The organism is Bradyrhizobium sp. CCGUVB23 (genome assembly GCF_024199885.1).
Classification (GTDB): Bacteria; Pseudomonadota; Alphaproteobacteria; order Rhizobiales; family Xanthobacteraceae; genus Bradyrhizobium.
Genome location: NZ_JANADQ010000001.1, coordinates 6,148,251 through 6,166,849, shown reverse-complemented (window position 1 = coordinate 6,166,849; position 18,599 = coordinate 6,148,251). Strand labels below are relative to the sequence as shown.

The following is an 18,599-nucleotide window of genomic DNA, read 5'->3' as shown; positions in this document are numbered from 1 at the left end:
GCGATATAAACGGGACTAATGTTTTGCGCCGATGCATGTGGATTTGGCAGCGCGCATAAGAAGGCGCCAGAGCGTGTATACAAAGCGGCGGACCCGACGGAGCATGCGGCCTCGCACGACGCGCGCGATCTGTGTTGCGCTGTTGGTCGCGATCGCATGTCGTCCGGTTTGCGCGAGCGAGTTGTCATTCTCGCCTGCGAACATGAAGGCGATCGGCACGATCGACGTGCGATTTCAATCGTACAATGTCGAGATGGTGGAGGTAACGGGCGGGCGCTTCTGGAAGCCGTATCCACGCAGCTTGCGAGCGAACGTGCAGATCTCGCGAGATCGCTACAGCTACAGGCCCCCGATCGACCTCGCCAACATGCGACTGCGCATGCTTGCGGTAGCTCTGGGCCCGGCCTATATGCGCGTCAGCGGCACCTGGGCGAATGCGACGTTCTTTGCCGACACCGACAACGCGCCGGCCGCACCTGCGGGTTTCAACTCCGTGCTGAGCCGCGCGCAGTGGCGCGGTGTCGTCGACTTTGCACGCGCGGTAGATGCGCAGATCGTGACGTCGTTTGCCATCAGTGCGGGCAGCCGCAATGCGGATGGCCGTTGGACGTCCGGTCAGGCGCAACAGCTTCTCTCTTTCACGCAGTCACTCGGCAGCCGCATAGCAGCCGCCGAGTTCATGAACGAGCCGACGCTCGCGGCGACGAACGGCGCACCGCCGGGCTATGACGCAAAGGCCTATGGCCGCGACTTCGCGATATTCCATTCGTGGATGCGCCAGCATGCCCCTGACACGCTGATCGTTGGCCCCGGCTCCGTCGGCGACTCGTCCTCGCCATCGGCCGATGGCATCCGGACGCGCGATCTGCTCGAGGCTTCCGGACGAGGTCTCGATCGCCTCTCCTATCATCACTACAACACGCTCTCGCCGCGCTGTGGCGTCCACGATGATCCGGCGCAGGCGCTATCGGCGGATTGGCTCGCGCGCACCGATCGCGCGCTTTCGGTCTATCGCGGCTTGCGCGACGAATTCGCACCTGGCACGCCGATCTGGCTGACGGAGACGGCCGATGCCGCCTGCGGCGGCAATCGCTGGGACGCGACCTTCCTCGACACGTTCCGCTATCTCGACCAGCTCGGGCGACTCGCGATGGCAGGCGTTCAGGTGGTAATGCACAACACGCTGGCCGCGAGCGACTACGGCCTGCTCGACGAGACGACGTTTCGCCCACGGCCGAACTACTGGGGCGCGTTGCTGTGGCATCGGCTGATGGGAACGACCGTGCTCGACGCCGGTGCTGGCAGCGCGCCCGACCTTCACTTGTATGCGCATTGCCATCCCAGGACGAAGGGCGCCGTGTCCATCCTTGCGATCAACACGTCGCGAAGCGAGTCGCGAAGTCTGAAGATGCCGATCGCGTCGGAGCGCTACACGCTGGATGCGAGACCGCTGCAAAGCCCGACCGTGTGGTTGAACGGAAGGACACTCGAACTCGACGCCAACGACAGGCTTCCACTGCTCGAAGCGCGCTCGATGCCGGCCGGGACGATTACCCTGGCACCGAAAACCATCACCTTCCTGGTGATCCCGGACGCCGCCAACCCAGCCTGCCGGTTACACGCGTGAAGTGCGAGTTGATCGGACGTAAGGTCGCCTGTCGCTCCGTCATCGCGAGGAGCGAAGCGACGAAGCAATCCAGAATCGTCCCGCGGAAAGATTCTGGATTGCTTCGCTGCGCTCGCAATGACGAGTTTGTGGAGAGAGCGCGCACAATACCCCCTGAGGTCATCCCGGCCTAGTGCGCAATTGCGCACCGTGGCCGGGACCCCATAACCCGGTCAGCGTTGTCCAAGCATGTTCGCCGCCGGCATGTAGATCTGCGCGTAGCCTTCCTTGATCGCCGAGGTGATGCGATCAAGGCGCCGGTCGATGTGCTTTTCCAGCACGGAAACGCATGTCGCTTCGTCGCGCGCCTTGAGGCCCTCGACGACGGCGCGGTGTTCGGCCTGCGTGTTGGAGCGGTTGACGCGGTCCATGTCGATCCAGCGCACGAAGCGAATGCGGGCGTTGACGTTGCGCAGTACGCGCAGCATCTCGGCGTTATCAGACATCGCCATCAGCCGCTCGTGAAAGGTCTCATCCAGCTCGACCAGCTCGACCGACGAACGCTCGCCGGGATCGGGTCCCGTGGCTTCGAGGAATATGAGCAACGCGTCGATGTCCTCATCCCTGGCGCGCTTGATGGCGAGGCGGACCGAGGCGACCTCGATCGACTTGCGCAGTTCGTAGAGATCGAAGATCTCGTGCGCATCGAGCTCGCGGCAGAAGAAGCCCTTGCCGGGCGTGAAGCGCAGAAACCCCTCGGTGTTCAGGCGATTGAGCGCTTCACGCAGCGGCGTGCGGCTGACGCCGAGGCGCTTGGCCAGCTCACCCTCGTTGAGCCGCTCGCCCGGCTTGAACTCGTAGCTGATGGCCATCGCCTTGAGCTGTTCATAGACGCGATCGACGATGCTGTCCGAGGCGAGTTCCAGGTGCTTGTTCATGGGCTTGTTCATGGGCAGCTTCTCGAGCTCTAACCAAACCGGCGCGGCCGCAGTCCGGCATGAAACCAATTGATCATGGAATAAATATCATAAACAGGCAGGCCCACCTCCGCCTGCAATGCGGCAGCGTAAGGCGGCATATTGGTGCATTCAAGCACGATGGCACCGACATCCGGATGCTTTGCGACGAGCGCCTTGCCGGCCTCGACCACGTCACGCTCGGCCTCAGCGATATCCATGTCGTCCTTCTCGGCCTTGATCAGGACGCGGAAGAACTCCTTGCCGTTCTCGGTGCCGACCAGCGGCGTGTCGAGCGGCACGCCGGCACCTTCCAGATGAGCCGGCGACAGGGTCGAACCCGACACCGTGACGAGGCCGACGCGCTTGCCGGGCGGCAAGGTTGCCTGCACCCACGGCACCTGCATCAACGATGATGTCGCCACCGGCACGCCGACGGCGGCGGCAAGCTCCTTCTGAAACAGCGCGAGGAAGCCGCAATTGGTGGTGATGGCTTCGGCGCCAAGCCGCACCAGCTCCTTCGCCGCGTCGATGAAGTCCGGCAGCAGCCCGGCCGCGCCCTTCAGCACGACCTTCTCCGGGCTCGCTCCGCTCACCACGCGATAGAGCACCGGGAACGGCCAGGTGGTGCCGTTGCCCATGTCGCCGGGGATGCGGGGAAAGCGCGCTTCCAGCATCAAAATGCCGAGCGGCGCGCCATAGAGCGCCTTGCCGCCACGGGCGATACGGGAGGAGGAATTTTGCGGATAGGTCATGATGCGATCTCAGAGGAAGCGGCTGGGTGCGAACGGTTCAAGCGGAATCTCCGGCGTCTTGCCGCTGACAAGCTGCGCGACGAGGCGGCCGGTGCGCGCGGAGCCGACGAGGCCGATATGGCCATGGCCGAACGCGTAGACGATATCGCGCGAGGCGCGGGCATAGCCGATGCACGGGCGGCCGTCCGGCATGCTCGGGCGGTGGCCGAACCACATCTTGATGCGCGAGGCCGGAATGTCCTTCGGCAGCTTGGGAAACATGCTGAAGAGATTGTCGCGCAAAATCTCGGCGCGCTTCCAGTTCGGCTCGGCGTCGAGCCCCGCAATCTCGACCGTGCCGGCGGCGCGAAGACCTTTGTTGGTCCAGTTCACGACCATCTTGGCGTCGGAGGCCATCATCGAGCTGCGTGGCCCCGTCTCCGGATGCTCGATCATGACGTGATAGCCGCGCTCGGTCTCGAGCGGCAGCGGATCACCAACGGACTGCGTCAGCAGCTTCGAGCGCGCGCCTGCGGCAACCACGGCGGCATCGCAAGGAATTTCGCCGGTCTCGGTGAAGACGGCAACAAGCTTGCCACCGTCGAGCTTGAGGCCTGTCGCCTTGGCGCGCACAAGCTTCGCACCGCTGGCGAGCGCATGATTGGCAAGCGCCGCGACGTAAGCGCCGGGATCGCGACAGCGTCCGGCCTCCTCGACCACGACACCGAAGGTGTAGCGCGGATCAAGCTCAGGCTCACGCTGGCGCATCTCGTCCGCGGAGAGCTCCAGCCATTCGACGCCGACGCGCTTGCGGATGCGCCAGCCGAGGTCGCCGTCGAAATTGCCGCGCGCGGGGAAGACGTGCATCACTCCGTTGCGCTCGATCAGCTCGGAAACGCCGGCTTCTTCCGCGAGCTTCTTGTGCAGGAGCGGCGCGTCCTTCAGGAGATCGCGCAGCGCGACAGCCGTTTTCTCGACGCGCGCCTCTGTCCGGCCGGACAGCAGGTATTTGATCAGCCAGGGCAAGGCCTTCGGCAAGTACGACCAGCGTATCGCGAGCGGACCGAGCGGGTCCAGCAGATAGCCCGGCACCTTCCTCCAGACGCCGGGCTCGGCCGGTGGGATCACCGAATGCGACGACAGCCAGCCGGCATTACCATAGCTTGCCGCCTGCTCGCCACCGGGCTCGCCTGGATCGATCAGCGTCACGCGATGGCCCTCGCGCAGCGCCTCGATGGCACTGATCACGCCGACCGCGCCGGCGCCGATGATGGCAATTTGGCGGCCTTCCGGCATCAGCGCGACTTCTCCTGCGGCACAAAGTCCTTGCCCACCGTCATCGCGCGCGGATCGATCAGGCAATGCAGGATCGACGGCTTGCCCGACGCCAACGCGCGCTCGAAGGCCGGCGCAAACTCTTCCGTGCGCTCGACCCGCTCGCCATGGCCGCCGAACGCCTTTGCGTACATCGCAAAGTCCGGGTTCTTGAGCTGCGTGCCGACCACGCGGCCGGGATAGTCGCGCTCCTGGTGCATGCGGATGGTGCCGTATTGCGCATTGTCGATCACGACGACGATCAGGGCCGCGTCATACTGCACGGCGGTCGCGAACTCCTGGCCGTTCATCAGGAAGCAGCCGTCACCGGCAAACGCGACGACGACGCGGCCCGGATATTGCCGCTTGGCAAGCACGCCCGCCGGCACGCCGTAGCCCATCGAGCCCGACGTCGGTGCGAGCTGCGCGGCGAAGGCGTGGAAGCGGTGATGGCGATGCAGCCAACCGGCATAGTTGCCGGCGCCGTTGCAGACGATCGCATCCTTCGGCAGCCGATCGCGCAGCCAGGTCATGACTTGTCCATACTGGAACGAGCCCGGCAGCTCGCGCGCGGTCTCGGCCCAGGCAAGATAATCCGCATGCGCCTTGGCTGCTTCGCCTTTCCAGGCCGGCGCCGCCGCAGGCTTCAGCGTCTCGACGGCGGCTGCGAACGCAGCAGGCGTGGCCTGGATCGCGAGCGTCGGCTGATAGACGCGCCCGAGCTCTTCCGAGCCCGGATGGACATGGATCAGCTTCTGGCTCGGCACAGGGATGTCGAACAGCGTGTAGGATGATGATGGCATTTCCGACATGCGGCCACCGATCAGCAGAATGACATCCGCGCCGGTGATGCGTGCCTTCAGGCCAGGGCTCGGCCCGATGCCGAGATCGCCGGCATAGTGCGAATGATCGGCGTCGATCAGCGATGCCCGGCGGAACGAGGTCGCTACCGGCAGATCGAACCGCTCGGCGAAGCGCGCGATGCCCTTGGCTGCTTCTGCGGTCCAGCCGGAGCCACCGAGAACGACGAGCGGGGATTTTGCGCCGGCAAGCATCGCAGTCAGACGTTCGAGATCGGCCGGCGCCGGCCAGCTCACGGCCGGCTCGACGCGCGGCGCATCGGCAACCGCCGCCGTCTCGGTCAGCATGTTCTCGGGCAGCGCGATCACGACGGGACCGGGGCGGCCCTGCATCGCGACGCGGAACGCGCGCGCGACGAGCTCGGGAATCCGATCGGGACGATCGATCTCGACCGCCCACTTCGCCATGGTGCCGAACACCGCCTTGTAGTCAAGCTCCTGGAACGCCTCGCGCTCGCGCATGCCGGTGTCAACCTGGCCGACGAACAGGATCATCGGAGTGGAATCCTGCATCGCGATGTGGACGCCGTGGCTGGCATTGGTCGCGCCCGGACCACGGGTGACGAAGCAGACGCCTGGCCGTCCCGTGAGCTTGCCGTAGGCTTCCGCCATCATCGCGGCGCCGCCTTCGGCGCGACAGATCATCACGTCGATCGGGCTGTCATGCAGCGCATCCAGCGCGGCGAGATAGCTCTCGCCCGGCACGCAGGTGACGCGCTCGACGCCTTGCGCGACCAGCTGGTCGATCAGGATCTGGCCCCCGGTGCGGGCGTTACGAATGGTCATGACAGCTCCCTAAAAGGCTTTGGCGATGCGCTTGAGCGCGTCGCGCAAGTTTGTTCCGAGGTGGCGTAGGACAGGCGGACAGAGCACGCAAGATCGAAGGGCTTCCCGTATCCTGCGCGGGCATCATGCCCGTCCCCGAAGTTTGCAACTACCGGCCGCTCGCGATGATGCGGCGGCAATGATCCAGCGCCGCACCGATCAGATTGTCGCTCGCCTCCGGCGTGCGGAATGCCGAATGCGCCGACAGCGTCACGTTCGCAAGCTTGGTCAGCGGATGGCCTGCCGGCAGCGGCTCGACGGTGAAGACGTCGAGGCCGGCATGCCCGATGTGGCCTGAGCGCAGCGCCTCGATCATGGCGTCTTCATCGACGACGGCGCCGCGCGCCGTGTTGATGAGGATGCTGCCTGGACGCATCATCGCGATGCGCTCGCGGGAGAGGAAGTTTTTGGTCTCGTCATCGAGCAGCAGATGCAGCGAGATGACGTGGCTCTCCGCCAGCAGCTTTTCCAGCGGAACGAATTCAACGCCCGGATGCGTCTTCGGCGTCCGGTTCCAGGCGATCACCTTCATGCCGCAGCCGAGCGCCATGCGCGCGGCTTCCGCCGCGATGCCGCCAAAACCGATCAGGCCGAGCGTCTTGCCGGTGAGCTGGACAGCGTCGCGGCGCAGCCAGTTGCCCTCGCGCATACCGCGATCCATCTCGCCAAAACCTTTTGCGGAGGCCCACATCAGCGCGATCGCACATTCGGCGACCGCGGTGTCGCCATAGCCCTTGATGGTGTGGACAGCGATGCCGTGCTGGCCAAGCTCGTCCGGATTCATGTAGCTGCGCGCGCCGGTGCCGAGGAAGACGACGTGCTTCAGAGCCGCGCACTTCGCGGCAACCGCCGTCGGCACCGCGGTGTGGTCGACGATCATGATCTCCACGCCGTCCAGGAGACGCGGCAGGTCGTCAGGCGAGATTGCCGGGTTGCGGTTGATGCCGACCGGGAGGCTGTCCGCACGCAGCAGCTTTTCGGTGACGGCGGCAAGCGTGTCGTTGGCATCGACGAACAGGGCACGCATGGGACTGATCTTTCCTCTTCCCGACTAAAAATACCGTATTGCATTTTAATCTGAATACAGAAATAGTCCAGAAGCCGGGTTGGATGTTCAAGGGGTAACTGCCCAGGAGAACTGCCATGAATCGCAGGGACGCACTCACCACCGTCGCCCTCGCCGGCGCTGCGATGGCCGCAGCCACCTCGGCCAAAGCTGACACCGCACCAGGCTCCACTCTCGACCGGATCAAGAAGAGTGGCGTGTTGCGGATCGCGGTCATCGCCGGCCAGGATCCCTATTTCCACAAGGACCTCACCACCAATCAATGGTCGGGCGCCTGCATCGACATGGCGAATGACATCGCCGGCAAGCTCGGTGCCAAAGTCGAGACGCTGGAGTCCACCTGGGGCAACCAGATCCTCGACCTCCAGGCCGAGAAGATCGACCTCGCCTTTGCCGTGAACCCGACGCCCGAGCGCGCGCTGGTCATCGACTTCTCTTCGCCCATCCTGGTGCACTCCTTCACCGTCATCACCAAGAAGGGTTTTGCCAAGCCGCAGACCTGGGCCGAGATCAACAAGCCAGAGGTCAAGATCGCCGTCGACATCGGCTCGACGCATGAGACGATCGCGCGGCGCTATTGCCCGAAGGCGACGATCCTCGGCTTCAAGGAACGCAACGAGGCGATCCTCGCCGTGTCCACCGGACGGGCGGACTGCAACATATCGCTCGCCGTGCTTTCGGTCGCGACCTTGAAGAAGAATCCGACGCTCGGCGAGCTCGCGGTGCCGCGGCCGCTGCTCACGCTGCCAACCAATCTCGGCATCCGCGCCGAAGGCGATCGGCGCTACAAGGATTTCCTCAGCGCCTGGGCCGACTACAACCGCGCACTCGGCCAGACCCGCGAGTGGCTGCTCAAGGCTTTTGAAACCGTCGGCCTCAGCGCCGAGGACATCCCCGGCGAAATTCAATTCTGATCGCCACCTATGCGTGTCCGGGAGTTCGCGGCGCTCGAGCCGCAGTCGCTCCATGCCGGCTCGACCTCTCGTCATGAGGTCCGGTTTTTCGGAGGAGAAGAACCATGAAGCTGCGTGGCGGCTACACGAACTACGGCGAGACGATCGGCATTCTGATGCTCGACACCCGCTTCCCGCGTCCACGCGGCGACATCGGCAACGCGCTCTCCTATGATTTTCCGGTGCGCTACAAGATCGTGCGCGGCGCCCATGCCACCAGGATCATGGGCGACCATCCCGACCCGACGCTGATCGAGCCGTTCATCGCAGCCGCTCGCGAGCTGGAGGCAGAAGGCGTGAAGGCGATCACGACGAGTTGCGGCTTTCTTGCGCCATTCCAGAAACAAATCACCGCCGCGGTGAACATTCCGGTCTTCACGTCGAGCCTGATCCAGGCGCCTCTGATCCACGCCATGCTGCCACCCGGCAAGGTCATCGGCCTCTTCACCGAGCGCGGTCATCACATGAACGAGGGGCATTTCCGCGGCGTCGGCTGGTCGCAGGACGAGATTTCCGTTCAAGTCCAGGGCATGAAGGCTGACGCGCAGTTCCCCGCAACCTACATTCTGGGCCGGGAGGAATTGGACACCGATGTGCTGCGGGCCGAGATGATCGAGATGACGGAAGCCTTCATGGCGTCCTGCAAGAATCCCGGCGCAATTCTGTTCGAATGCACCAACATGTGTCCGTTCTCGAAGGACGTCGCCGAGGTGTCGGGCCTTCCGGTGTTCGACATCAACACGCTGATCCATTTCTTCTACCGTGCCGCCAATCCGGTCGCTTTCCTGCGCTAGGCCTCGACCGCTCCCGAACTCATCACCTGTCAGCGCGCTGAACATCATGTTCAGCCTGCGGAATCTCTTGGTCATTGACAGCAAAAGCCGGCATCGCCGACGTTCGCTGCACAAATATTCCCAAGGGAGGATCTCATGATCACGCGGCATCCGCGCGTCATCGTCGGCGCAGCCGTAGCGGCAGCGCTCGCTCATTTTGCTATCGTCAGCCCGGCCGGGGCCGAGGAGAAGACGATCAAGGGCGGCGTGCCGATCAACCTCGCTACCTTGCAGCCAGGCGTCACCTATACCGACATCCCGAACGGCTTTGCGCGGCCCCATCTGATGATGGACATCATCAAGCCGGTCAGCGACAAGCCGGTGCCGGCGATCGTCTTCGTCTCCGGCAATGGCTGGCGCAGCATCGACCGCGCGGCGCTGGTCCCGCAACTCTCCCCGATCGCCAAGGCCGGGTACCTCGTCGCCGCGATCGACTACCGCATCATCGGCGAAGCGAACTTCCCGAAGCCGCTCGAAGACGTGAAGACCGCGATCCGCTTCCTGCGCGCCAATGCCAAGACCTACAACATCGATCCCGATCATATCGCCGTCTGGGGCAATTCCGCCGGCGGCCATCTGTCGGCGATGGCGGCGACCACCGGCGAGATGAAGGAGTATGACAGCGACCGCTGGGCCGGCCAGTCCAGCGCCGTGCAGGCGGCGGTGATCTTCTACGGCCCGATGGACCTCTCCCATCGCATGGACGCCAGCGCCGTCAACGGCAGCCCGGGTATGTCGGTGGAGAGCGCCTTCCTCGGCTTCGACGCCAAGGATCCCGCCAACGCCGAAAAGGTGAAGAAGGCCAATCCGATCGCGCAGATCTCCGACATGACGCCGCCGATGCTGATCGTGCACGGCACCAAGGACATCGTCGTTCCCATCAGCGAGAGCGAGGACCTTTACGCGGCGCTGACGGCGACCAAACGTCCCGTCACCTTCGTCCGGGTCGAAGGCTCCGGCCACAGCTTTGGCCAGATCAGCAGCAATCCGGAGGTGATGGCCGAAGTGCTCGCCTTCTTCGACCGCACGCTGAAGGGCAAGCCCTGAGCTCACTCGGGGAAAGCCGTCGATGTCAGCTTCCGGCGACCAAGCGAAAATCGGGCGGGCTTATTTGACTGACCGAGCCGTCTGCACACTCACTGACAAACGAGTACGGGGATTCTCGCCTGCGTCAGCACCTTGTTTGTCACGCTGCCGATGAGAAGCATGGAAAGCCCGCTGCGCCCATGCGATGACATGACGATGAGATCGCAGCCCTTGTCCTCGGCTGCTGCGATGATGGCTTGATGGGGGTGTCCGCTCTCCACCTGAATCGTCTCGCAGGAAACACCAGCCGCCTTGGCCGCATTTGCCGCGCGATCCAGCACGCTCCTGGCCTGTTCCTTGCGCAGCTCGGCATATGTTGCGACGGCTTCAAGGAACCGCCCCGTCAATTCGGAAAACGGTTCCACGACGAAGATCACGGATACCTTGGCTCCAAGGGATTTCGCCAGCGCCAGCCCATGCGCCACCCCATGTTCCGCTAGCTCCGACCCATCCGTCGGAATGAGAATATGCCGGTACATGCATCACCTCCCGATTGTCCGGACTTATCCCTGCCCTCCGAAGGTTGAGCCCGCGTTCCAGATACCGTCTTGAGATAAATCAATCTTTTTGCGCGACGCCGACGGCTGAACGGCCGGCCACCTTCCTCGGAGTGCAACGAATTGCGGTCAGCCAAGTTGATGATGGTTGGAAGTTGCGGATTGGAGCAACGTCATGTCTATGGCCAGAATTCCTGCAGCGGTTCTCGTGATTGGTGCGATATCACTCGGCGCACCTGCGATGGCTGCCCCGATCACTCCTTTGTCTTCGAGCGCCAAGCCGGTGGTGCAGGAGAGTGACGTGGTCCAAGTGCGCTGGCACTGGGGCCATTGGCACGGCGGAAGCTATCGGTGCACGCCCTACTGTCGTTGGGGCGGCTAGTGTGAACCAGGTGGATACGGCCGCGAACCGCTAGGCCACATACGACATTGCTCCCGTCATTGCCCTACAGTGGCAGCGGCTTCGAAGGAAGCAGCATGACGGCCGAGAGGGTTCCCAATCCACAGACCATGGCCGCGCCCGCGAAGAGCAACATGTAGGCGTCGGCCCGATCCGCAGTACTGAGCAAGGCACCCAGTGCGGCAATGCCGATGGCAAAGCTCGCTTGTCGCACGACGACGGTGGCAGCCGACGCCATGCCCGCCTGCTCGATTGGTGCCAACGCGACCACGGCGCCGGATAGCTGAGGATGGGCCAGGGCGGCTCCAGTGCCGCTCAGGAACATTGCTGCCACGACCAACCATGATGGCGGCGGATCGTTTGAAATCAGCGCTGCAATGAAGGTCGCGCTCCCCGTGGTCATGAGGGAAAGGGCCAATACGAAATGCCGTCGCCATCCAAGCGCGGTGACGCTCCGGCCGCCGACCGGTGGCAACAACAACATTGGAAGGGTTGCCGCGAGCATGACTATTCCGCCTGCATCGACACTTAGGCCGAAAGCGGTGGCGAGAAACGGCGGCAGGTAGACGAGCAAAGCCCAATACCCAATCGAGACCGATGTGAGGAGCAGTGCTATCCCCGCCATCGCCCTGTTCAAGAACACAGCCGGATCGAAGATGGGTTGGGCGCGCCTACGTTGCTGGAGGACGAAGGCACCGAGCAGCAAAATGGCAAAGCCAGACCCCGACCAAAACGCCATCGGCGAAGATCGACCATGCAGCAGAGACTCGATCAGCATGAAGAGGGCGCCGGTGAGGATGGCCATTCCGGAAACGTCGACGGGGCGCGGCAAAGCTTCACGCGCGTCGTTCACGACACGCGGGACGCTCCATGCGACAAGGGCGCACGCAGGAATGTTTGCCAGGAATATCCATCGCCATCCGAACCAGGACGCGACGATGCCGCCGAGCGTTGGCCCCAATGCCATCGCTATTCCGGACATGACGCCAAGCCAGGAAAAGGCACGTGTCCGCGACACCGCCTGCGGATATGTCGTGGCGATCAGAGCGATGCCACCAGTGATCACGAAGGCGGCCCCAACACCCTGGGCCGCGCGTGCAAGCGACAGCGACAGGCCATCCCATGCCAGGGCGCACATCAGAGATGCCGCAGCGAATACGAGGTTGCCGCGCAGCATCGCCTTGCGACGGCCGTATCGGTCGGACAGCGCTCCGGCGACCAAGAGCGAGCCTGTGAACGCAAGGCTGTAGGCATCCATGAGCCACGCATAGCCGGCGATTCCGAGCTCCAGTTCGCGCGAAATTGCCGGTAAGGCGACGACGACCGCTGTGACGTCGAAATTGCTCAAGAAACCGGCCAAGCCCAAAGCAAGCGCCGGCCACATGGAAATCGGCTGCGCAGTTTCCATCGATCTGGCTTGTGGTTGGCTCGGCGACATCTCGACATTCATCTCGATCAAGAGTGATGGCCGAGAGAAAGCATGATCACCCGTTCACATCATCATGAATCTGGTTCATAGTTACAGGATGCGAACTCTTCCTCCCTTTGACGGCCTCGTCGCCTTTGAAGCGGCCGCGCGCCATCGCAGCATGACGCTCGCAGCCGGCGAGCTCCGTCTCACACAGAGTGCGATCAGTCATCGCCTGAAAAAGCTCGAAGCTTTTGTCGGCGCGCCGTTGTTCAATCGCACTGGCACCGGGCTGGCGCCGACGCCAGCCGGCATCTCGTTGCTGGAGAATATTGTTAGACTGCTGGATGACATGGCGAGTCTCCGGGCTCGATTCAGAGCTGCGGCTCGGCCGGCGAACCTGAAAATCGGTGTCGGAGCAGCGCTGTCGCACTATTGGCTGGCGCGTCGATTGCCAGGATTCGCGGCGTCGAACCCGGACATTGGGCTCGAACTCGTCGTCCTTGAAAGCGAAGCGCAGATGCGTGCCGCAGATGTTGACGTTCTCATCCTGTGGCTGCCCAAATCCACAGCGCGATCCAACTCCACGCAGCGCTTGCTCTTCAATGAGCGGGTCTTTCCGGTTGCAGCGCCGCGCCTTGTTCGACGAGCTCGACCGCTGTCGAACCCGCTCAAGTTTGCCGGCCTGCCGATCATCCACAAGGGACCATTTGGCCGGAACGACGGTGCCGAGTGGTCATGGCCGGTGTGGTTTGAGAGGCTCGGGATAAAAACGCAGGTGCCAGAGGGCATGCGCTTCAGCTCTCTGAGTTTGGCGCTCGCGGCGGCGATCGAGGGCGCGGGCGTTGTCCTTGCGCGCTCCTTGCTCGTTCAGGACGCAATGGCTGAGCGCAGGCTGTGCCGTTTGCTGCCGCCGAAGTGGGACATGCCGTCCAGCAAGACACATATTATCCGCTGGCAGGCCGTCTTGACCGGCGACAAGCGCGTGAATCGGTTTGCCAACTGGATTGCCAACGAGGCGGATCGCACATCAACCGACACCTAGAGCATGATCCGGACCCGAAGGGCCGCGTTAGCGCAAAAGGTGGAGCGGTTTTCCCTCGCGACAAACGCGGAACGCGGTTTGCGCGGAGATCATGTTCAACCAACAACCTATAGCGCGATGGCGATTCATCCCATACTCATCGCGCTTTAGGACATTGTCGTGTGGCCCGCTTGGCCGCACGAATGGTCACGCTCTGGCTGGCCGTGAACTTTCCGCTTGGCTGTCTGCGGTACTACAAATTGCGCCAGCAGCTCCGCCCACAGGCGGAAGCGCTTGCCTTCGTTGAGGCTACCAATATGGAAGGGACGGTCGAAGATGGCGAGAGGTTCCTTGCCGAGCTCGAAGCGCGGCCAGGCGTCGGCCGTATCAGGTGAACCGGTCGCGACGAAGCGCAGCATGCTGGCCTGGAGGCGCATGGCAACTTCAATATCGCCAGGTGTCATCGGGCCGCCCTTGCGCCGAAGGATGGGGCGATGGATGAAGTAAGGCAGGTGCGCCCAGACGCAGGCATTGTCCGCGCCGTGCGTCGGCCCTTGCGACAGGAAAGGCTCCAGCGCCGGACGATGATCGAACCGGTTCAGCCAAACGGCACCGCCGGCCGCACTCTGATGGCGTGCAATCGCGGCTAGCGGCCGATGCCAGAAGGCATCCGACAGCAGCGCCTCGTAGGGATCCTCATCCGCACGCGCGGTCGCACTATAGCAGGCGAGCAGGCGCTCGAAGCCGGCGTCGCCGAAGGACGCGCGGATGTGCCGCTCGGTGACGCGGATCATCGCGGCAGGCGGCGTGCTCTTCAGGAACATCACCATCTCGTCGCGGCAGGAGCCGAGCCAAAGCGGTACGTCGCGGAGTGCGCCGCCGGCAATGGCGTCGATCGGATCGCGGGGGATCACCACACCGTCCAGCACCGGGCCGAACACGGTGCCGGATTCCGTTTCATCCGCCAGCCTGCGACCGACGCTTTCCACCGCCGCGAAGAGCTGCGGCAGCGGCACGGCCGCGATGGCGCTCGCATCGTTTTCCAGCCTGAGCTCCGCAATCACGCGCCGCGCCACCTCATGGGCATGCGCGGGGTTCATGATGCCGCGGCCCGGCGCGCTGAAGGCGATGGCGCGCGCGAACTTGTGCTTCGCCTGAGGCAGGGTTGCCAGCGCGATCACCATGGACGCGCCCGCCGATTGGCCGAACAGCGTCAGCGCATCGGGATCGCCGCCGAAACCCGCGATGTTGGCGCGCACCCAGTCGAGCGCGGTGAGCGCATCCGACATCGCAAGATTGTTGGCCTCCGCCAGCCTACCGCCGAGGCGATGCAGTTGCAGGAAGCCGAGCGGCCCGAGCCGGTAGTTGATGGTGACGATGACGGCCGGCCCCTGCGCGGCGAGGAAGCTGCCGTCATAGTCGGCGCCGCCGCCGGTGACGAAGGCGCCGCCATGAACGAAGAACAGCACCGGCAATGGCCGATCGACCGCGGCCGGTGCAAAGATGTTCAGGGTGAGGCAGGCGGGCTCATTCGCCTGATCGAGATGGCCGGGCTGCGGCGCGTAGGCGCCGTGGGCCGTGCAGGCGATCGGCTCGGACCACGCGCGCGGCGGCACCGCTCTCGCAAAGCGCCGTGCGGTCGCATAGGGCACGCCCTTGAAGGCGCGCACGCCCTTCTGCTCGAGGCCGCGGACCGGCCCGTTCGTGGTCGAAACTGTCTGCGTCAACATGCGAACGTCGCCTCTGCTCTAACCGCGCCGCCGACCGAGATCGGCGATGTCGACCGTATGCGTCTCGCGCGCCGTCGCGGCGGCCGCGGCCGAGATCACGCAACAGGCGGCGACGAAGATCGCGACCGGAATCCAGCCGTTCGGCCCCTCGCCGACCAGGCTCGCGCTCACCAGCGGCGTGAAACCGGCGGCGAGGAAGCCGAGTTGCGTCCCGATCGCGGTGCCGGAATAACGCACGCGCGCCTCGAACATTTCTGCATAGAAGGACGGCCAGATCGCGTTCGGCGCGGCATAGACGACGCCCGAGAGGATCGTCGCGGCGGCGAAGATCGCGATCGCGTTGCCCGAGGTAATCAACATGAAGTACGGGAACAGCAGCACCGCGCAGCCGAGCACGCCGCCGATGAACACCGGCTTGCGGCCGATCCTGTCGGCGAGCAGCGCCCAGAGCGGCTGGGTGATCAGCGCCGTGACGTTGCCGAGCACGCCGGCCCACAGCATGGTCGGGCGCGCCACGCCGAACTTGCTGGTGGCGTAGCCGAGCGCGAACACGGCGGTCATGGTGCTGACGGTTGCGATCAGCGCGCAGACGATGACGCGCAGTACGTCCGGCCAGTAGTCGCGCAGCAGCGCGACCACAGGGAAGCGCGCGACCTGCGCCCTGTCCTTGATCTCTTCGAAGACCGGCGTCTCCGGCATCGTCCGCCGCACGAGATAAGCGACCAGCAGCACCAGTGCCGAGAGCAGGAACGGAATGCGCCAGCCCCAGCTCAGAAGCTGATCCTCCGGCAGGCTCGAAACCGGGATGAACACCAGCGTCGCCAGGATCGCGCCCGCCTGCGTACCGCTCAACGTCCAGCTCGTGAAGAAGGCGCGGTTGGAGTTGGCGGAATGCTCGAGCGTCAGCGAGTTCGCCCCGCTCTGCTCGCCGGCGGCCGACAGGCCCTGCAGCAGCCGCAGCAGCGTCAGAATGATCGGTGCGGCATTGCCGATCGCCTTCGCATCCGGCAACAAGCCGATCGCGAGCGTCGAGCCGCCCATCAGCACGAGCGTGAACAAGAGCACGGTCTTCCGCCCGATACGGTCGCCGAAATGGCCAAGGATGACGGCGCCTACGGGGCGCGCGATATAGCCGATGCCGAAGGAGAGCAGCGCGAGCAGCGTCGCGGTCGCGGGATCGACATTGGCGAAGAACACTTTTGGAAAGATCAGCGCGGCCGCAGTACCGTAGATGAAGAAGTCGTAGTATTCGAGCATGCTGCCGACGAAGCTGACGAGCGCCGCGCGCTTCGGCAGCTTGTTCTGCGCGGCTTCCGTTGTGACGGGCGCGTGCAGCGATGCGGTTGACGTCAACGTCATGAAAATTCCTCCCCGTGTGATGCGCGGCAGATCCCGCGTCCGTTGGCGGCGACCTTCTTGGCTGCCCCGTGCTTTGCGGTGACTTGCCGTCACTCGCTTTCGCTCATAATGTACGAACTAGTACGTTTATGCAAGGTTGCATCGAAGCCGTGCCTGGGGTTACGAAATTTGCCTTCACCTTCAAGGTGATCCATAGAAAATGGCGGGAGAAACCGTGATGCTGAAGCGCATGCCCCCTGCCCACAAGCGCACCAACGACCCCGAGCGCACCAAGCGTGACATCATCGAAGTGGCGACGCAGGAATTCGCCTCAGAGGGCTACTCCGGCGCGCGGGTCGACGCGATCGCAGCGCGCACCCGCACCTCCAAGCGGATGATCTACTACTATTTCGGCGGCAAGGAGCAGCTCTATCTCGCGGTGCTGGCGGAGGCCTATCGCAACATCCGCGCGCTGGAGGACCAGCTCGACATCGAGCGCTGCGACGCGCGCGAGGGCCTGCGGCGGCTGATCGAGGCGACGTTCGACCACGACGAGCGCAATCCGAATTTCATCCGCCTCGTCAGCATCGAAAACATCCACCACGGCAAGCACCTGAAGCAGAATCCGCAACTGCGCCAGCTCAACGCCAGCGTGATCGCGACGCTCGACGGGATCCTCGCGCGCGGCCGCAAGGAAGGCGTCTTCCGCAACGACGTCGACGCCGTCGACCTGCATCTTGCCATCAGCTCCTACTGCTTCTTCCGCGTCGCCAACCGCCACACCTTCGGCGCCCTGTTCGACCGCGATCTGAGCGAGCCCAAGGTGCTGGCGAAGAGCCGGACGCAGATCGTGGAGATGATTTTGGCCTGGTTGGGGGCAAAGAGCACCGGGTAGCGGCCGGGCCGTCCGTTTGGACGGCTTGCGTCGGGGCCGGAAGAGCTTCCACATCCCAGCTGTCATTCCCGCGAAAGCGGGGAATCCAGGGCGCGTCAAAACCGACAGCAGCTCAGCTCTTGATATTAGCCCACCTGCTTAGCCAGTGACGATGCGATTCCATCCGCCGACATAGGGCAGAGTTGTTGTCACTTGCGAAGTCTGAACCAAGATCAAGTCGATGAAGACAAACCTTGATCGAGATTGCATTGAGGTTCGCTCCTCTCGTCTCTCGATGCATCCCGCTGGACATTTTACATCACTATGGAGGCAACCCCATTGAAGGAGGTAAGCCATGAACAAGCTCTATGCTCTCGCCTCGGTTGGGTTCTGCGTAGCTTCGGCAGCCCTGATTACGTCGGCATCGTCTCTTCCGACGGAGGAAGTACCGAAGACCGAACCAGAGTATATCGCCAAGGCGAAGACCGCGGCCCCGCCGTCGGTGGTGAATAACGCCACGATCACCATGCCGCAGCCGGATGGGTCTTCTAAGACCGTCCAGACCGGATCGAACGGTTTCACGTGCTTTATCGACAAGTACGGAACGCCCGAATGCGATGACCAGAACGCCATGGAATGGCGGAAAGCTCTGCAAGCCAATCAGGCTCCGCCGAATAAGATTGGCCTAATTTTCATGCTTGCCGGTGACACCGGCACGAGCAATCACGATTTCACCGAACGGCACACGCACCAGCATTGGGTCCAGACCGGGCCGCACGTGATGATCGTCGGCGGCGCAGCACACGAGATGCTCAGTCCTTATCCACGCGATCTGGATGTCAAAGACGCGACGCAGCCCTTCGTCATGTTCCCTGGCAAGCCCAACGAACACCTCATGATCCCGGTGCACCCGCAAGAGCTTACCACGGGCAGCGCGCGGTGACGTGAGTGAACGCCGCCGTGCCTTGAGACCAGCGGCACGGCGGCGAGCGTCGACTAAAACCGCTTGCATCTCGCGGGGCGTCCACAGATGAGTACACGCCCTGTACGCCGCGGCCTCCCCGTAGGAATACTGGATCGCCGCTCCAGTGTGTA

17 protein-coding genes are annotated in these 18,599 nt (G+C 63.8%); 8 read left to right on the top strand and 9 right to left on the bottom strand.

Annotated features, from left to right (window positions below; all coding sequences use genetic code 11):
* The first annotated feature begins 103 nt into the window (after positions 1-103).
* Entirely contained in the window at positions 104-1,627 is a 1,524-nt protein-coding gene (locus NLN62_RS28480) for a hypothetical protein (protein WP_254111098.1), read from the top strand.
* Positions 1,628-1,839: 212 nt separating this feature from the next.
* On the opposite strand, the gene NLN62_RS28475 is transcribed toward NLN62_RS28480, so the two are convergent.
* From NLN62_RS28475 to NLN62_RS28455, 5 genes are all read right to left on the bottom strand, one after another.
* On the bottom strand, positions 1,840-2,556 hold the full coding sequence (locus NLN62_RS28475; RefSeq protein ID WP_027524716.1) for a GntR family transcriptional regulator: 717 nt from the start codon (positions 2,554-2,556) through the stop codon (positions 1,840-1,842).
* Positions 2,557-2,573: 17 nt separating this feature from the next.
* Positions 2,574-3,317, bottom strand: a complete 744-nt coding sequence (locus tag NLN62_RS28470) for an aspartate/glutamate racemase family protein (RefSeq protein ID WP_027524717.1) — start codon at positions 3,315-3,317, stop codon at positions 2,574-2,576.
* Positions 3,318-3,326: 9 nt separating this feature from the next.
* A complete protein-coding gene (locus NLN62_RS28465) occupies positions 3,327-4,592 on the bottom strand; it encodes an FAD-binding oxidoreductase (protein WP_027524718.1) in 1,266 nt (421 codons plus the stop codon).
* The gene (locus NLN62_RS28460; RefSeq protein ID WP_254111097.1) at positions 4,592-6,256 is read right to left on the bottom strand and encodes a thiamine pyrophosphate-binding protein; all 1,665 of its coding nucleotides are present in this window, start codon (positions 6,254-6,256) and stop codon (positions 4,592-4,594) included. The genes NLN62_RS28465 and NLN62_RS28460 overlap by 1 nt, the downstream gene beginning before the upstream one ends.
* 148 nt (positions 6,257-6,404) lie before the next feature.
* Positions 6,405-7,322 carry an NAD(P)-dependent oxidoreductase gene (locus NLN62_RS28455; RefSeq protein ID WP_254111096.1) on the bottom strand — a complete coding sequence of 306 codons (918 nt, stop codon included), beginning with the start codon at positions 7,320-7,322 and terminating at the stop codon, positions 6,405-6,407.
* Between the two features lie 116 nt (positions 7,323-7,438).
* On the opposite strand from NLN62_RS28455, the gene NLN62_RS28450 reads away from it, so the two are divergent.
* The 3 genes from NLN62_RS28450 to NLN62_RS28440 all read left to right on the top strand — a co-directional run bounded on the left by NLN62_RS28450 (position 7,439) and on the right by NLN62_RS28440 (position 10,194).
* On the top strand, positions 7,439-8,275 hold the full coding sequence (locus NLN62_RS28450; protein WP_027524721.1) for a transporter substrate-binding domain-containing protein: 837 nt from the start codon (positions 7,439-7,441) through the stop codon (positions 8,273-8,275).
* 104 nt (positions 8,276-8,379) lie between these two features.
* Entirely contained in the window at positions 8,380-9,108 is a 729-nt protein-coding gene (locus tag NLN62_RS28445) for an aspartate/glutamate racemase family protein (protein ID WP_254111095.1), read from the top strand.
* A gap of 135 nt (positions 9,109-9,243) precedes the next feature.
* Positions 9,244-10,194 (top strand): alpha/beta hydrolase, encoded by a 951-nt coding sequence (locus tag NLN62_RS28440; protein WP_051389863.1) that lies wholly within the window; start codon positions 9,244-9,246, stop codon positions 10,192-10,194.
* 89 nt (positions 10,195-10,283) lie between these two features.
* Here the strand turns inward: NLN62_RS28440 and NLN62_RS28435 are convergent, their stop codons facing one another.
* On the bottom strand, positions 10,284-10,712 hold the full coding sequence (locus tag NLN62_RS28435; RefSeq protein WP_027524723.1) for a universal stress protein: 429 nt from the start codon (positions 10,710-10,712) through the stop codon (positions 10,284-10,286).
* 193 nt (positions 10,713-10,905) lie between these two features.
* Between NLN62_RS28435 and NLN62_RS28430 the strand changes: the two genes are divergently transcribed.
* The gene (locus NLN62_RS28430; protein ID WP_254111094.1) at positions 10,906-11,112 is read left to right on the top strand and encodes a hypothetical protein; all 207 of its coding nucleotides are present in this window, start codon (positions 10,906-10,908) and stop codon (positions 11,110-11,112) included.
* Between the two features lie 64 nt (positions 11,113-11,176).
* Here NLN62_RS28430 and NLN62_RS28425 read toward each other — a convergent pair whose 3' ends face one another.
* Positions 11,177-12,580, bottom strand: a complete 1,404-nt coding sequence (locus NLN62_RS28425; RefSeq protein ID WP_254111093.1) for an MFS transporter — start codon at positions 12,578-12,580, stop codon at positions 11,177-11,179.
* 52 nt (positions 12,581-12,632) lie between these two features.
* On the opposite strand from NLN62_RS28425, the gene NLN62_RS28420 reads away from it, so the two are divergent.
* Positions 12,633-13,583: a LysR substrate-binding domain-containing protein gene (locus NLN62_RS28420; RefSeq protein WP_035663188.1), complete on the top strand. Its 951-nt coding sequence runs from the start codon at positions 12,633-12,635 to the stop codon at positions 13,581-13,583.
* Between the two features lie 146 nt (positions 13,584-13,729).
* Here the strand turns inward: NLN62_RS28420 and NLN62_RS28415 are convergent, their stop codons facing one another.
* Positions 13,730-15,292, bottom strand: coding sequence for a carboxylesterase/lipase family protein (locus tag NLN62_RS28415; protein WP_254111089.1), 1,563 nt, complete (start codon positions 15,290-15,292; stop codon positions 13,730-13,732).
* A gap of 18 nt (positions 15,293-15,310) precedes the next feature.
* Positions 15,311-16,651: an MFS transporter gene (locus NLN62_RS28410; protein ID WP_027524726.1), complete on the bottom strand. Its 1,341-nt coding sequence runs from the start codon at positions 16,649-16,651 to the stop codon at positions 15,311-15,313.
* Positions 16,652-16,868: 217 nt separating this feature from the next.
* On the opposite strand from NLN62_RS28410, the gene NLN62_RS28405 reads away from it, so the two are divergent.
* Both NLN62_RS28405 and NLN62_RS28400 read left to right on the top strand, forming a co-directional pair.
* A complete protein-coding gene (locus tag NLN62_RS28405; protein WP_254111088.1) occupies positions 16,869-17,525 on the top strand; it encodes a TetR/AcrR family transcriptional regulator in 657 nt (218 codons plus the stop codon).
* Between the two features lie 334 nt (positions 17,526-17,859).
* Entirely contained in the window at positions 17,860-18,447 is a 588-nt protein-coding gene (locus NLN62_RS28400; protein ID WP_051389866.1) for a hypothetical protein, read from the top strand.
* The last annotated feature ends 152 nt before the right edge of the window (positions 18,448-18,599 follow it).